Genomic DNA, 2,233 nt, shown 5'->3' with positions numbered 1-2,233 from the left:
GGAGCTGTGCGCCACGAGGCGCTGGGTATATCGAGAGGCGGTGAGAGACCGTCTCCTTCGGGTCGTCGCAGCGGCCTGAGGAAGCATCGGGGCAGCCGATCGCCGGGAACGACGGTGATCGGTGGCAAGCGGTCCCGAGAAGGCAAGCCGTGCCGGCACTGCCAGACGGTGCGGGCTTGTCGAGCAAGGTCAGAAGGTGCAGCGTAAGCGAACCAGTGTCAGACGCTCCGTAACCGCGAAGCCGGCTCCAATCTGGTGGATATGGGCCGGTGTGCAGTGCACGAACCCGAGCGGGTGGGGTTTGACTCCGAAGCCGTTTAGTTCCAGCGGTGGGGAGGCCACGGTGAAGGCCTGCGGCGTAGCCGTGGCGATGCTGCCGGAGTAGAGCTGGGCGCCTCCCTGACCAATCGATGACCTGGTGAACGTGGGAACCACCCTGCGGGACCGCTCATTTCGTTTCCGGCAGCCAGTCGGGGCGGGTGTGACGACTCGGGTTCGGAGTCAAGGAACCGCATTTCAGGGTGGGGCGGAGGCCTCGTAGTAGTCGCGGGCGGTGACGTGCCCGTCGTGGAGACCGAGAAAGGCGGTCACAGGGCGAAGGGGGCCAGCAAGACATGCAGTGCGGAAACTGGAAGGTCAGGAGAGGAAGTTATGTCGCCGGTGAATACCGACGAGCTGGAGTTGGCGCTGATGCTGGCGCGGCAACGGGTACTGAAGATCCAGACCAAGCTGCACCGTTGGGCACGCGATGATCTTGATCGCCGGTTCGACGATCTGTTCAACCTCGTCGCCGATCCCGCGTTCGTGTTGGTGGCGTGGGATCGGGTCAGCGGGAATAAGGGTGCCGCCACGGCCGGGGTGGATCGGCGCACCGCGTCGTCCATCACTGCCGGGCAGGGCATCGAGGTGTTCCTCGATGAACTGCGGTCGCAGTTGAAGGACCGCAGTTTCCGCCCGTTGCCGGTGCGCGAGCGGATGATCCCCAAGACCGGTGGTGCGTTGCGCCGCTTGGGGATTCCCACCGTGGCCGATCGGGTGGTCCAGGCATCGTTGAAGTTGGTGTTGGAGCCGATCTTTGAGGCGGATTTCCTGCCGTGTTCCTACGGTTTCCGTCCGAAGCGCCGCGCTCATGATGCGGTGGCCGAAGTGCGTTATCTCGCAACACGTCCCCGGTGTTATGACTGGGTTGTTGAGGGAGACATCAAGGCCTGTTTCGATGAGATCGACCACACCGCTCTGATGGGGCGGGTGCGTCGACGCGTCGGTGACAACCGTGTCTTGGGGTTGGTGAAGGCGTTCCTCAAGGCGGGCATCCTCACCGAGGACGGCCTGCTGGCGGACAGCACCGCCGGAACTCCGCAGGGTGGGATTCTTTCGCCGCTGTTGGCCAATGTGGCGTTGTCGGTGCTCGATGAACACATTGCCGGGTTGCCGGGTGGTCCGGCTACCGGCTCGGTTGAGCGCGCTCGACGACTTCGTCACGGGCAGCCGAACTTTCGGCTGGTCCGCTATGCCGACGACTGGTGTCTGATGGTGCGGGGCACCAGAGCCCACGCCGAAGCACTACAGGAGGACATCGCCGCCGTGTTGGCGACGATGGGGTTGCGTCTGGCACCGGACAAGACCCTGATCACCCATATCGACGAGGGGCTGGACTTCCTCGGGTGGCGCATCCAGCGTCGCCGCAAGCGGGGCACCAGCTGCAGCTACGTCTATGTTCATCCGTCCACGAAGGCCGTGTTGGCGGTCAAACGGAAGATCAAGACGCTGCGCCGAACAGTTGAACTCAACCAGCCGCTCGATGACCTGCTGCGCCGCATCAACGCGACGCTGCAGGGATGGGCGGGCTATTTCCGGGCCGGGGTGTCCTCGGCGACCTTCTCCTACCTCAGTCACTACACGTGGCAGACGGTGTGGCGCTGGCTCCGACGAAAACACCGCAAGTCGACCTGGAAAGACCTGCGCCGCCAATATTGCGGCGGCGGCTGGTGGCCAGCCACCGAGGACCGTGTGCTGATCGATCTGGAGAAGATCGGCACGACCCGCTACCGCTACCGCGGTGCGGTCATTCCCTCGCCCTGGCCGACCGACGAGGAGGACACCACAGCAGCCTGACCGGGTCTTGTGGAGAGCCCGGTGCATTGAAAGGTGCACGCCGGGTTCGGGAAGCGGCCCGGGAAAACGGAACAGCCCCAACGGTTGTCACCGCGTCCCGGGCCGACTTTCACCGACC

The 2,233-nt window shown here is 64.5% G+C and carries 1 protein-coding gene; it reads left to right on the top strand.

Annotation, left to right across the window (positions count from 1 at the left end; genetic code table 11):
• Window positions 1-690 precede the first annotated feature (690 nt).
• A complete protein-coding gene (gene ltrA / locus ACJH6H_RS29620) occupies window positions 691-2,115 on the top strand; it encodes a group II intron reverse transcriptase/maturase (protein ID WP_234785480.1) in 1,425 nt (474 codons plus the stop codon).
• Window positions 2,116-2,233 lie beyond the last annotated feature (118 nt).

This window comes from Mycobacterium sp. SMC-21 (assembly GCF_045310825.1).
In the GTDB taxonomy this organism is placed as follows: Bacteria; Actinomycetota; Actinomycetes; order Mycobacteriales; family Mycobacteriaceae; genus Mycobacterium.
This window is presented reverse-complemented; position numbering and strand designations above follow the sequence as displayed.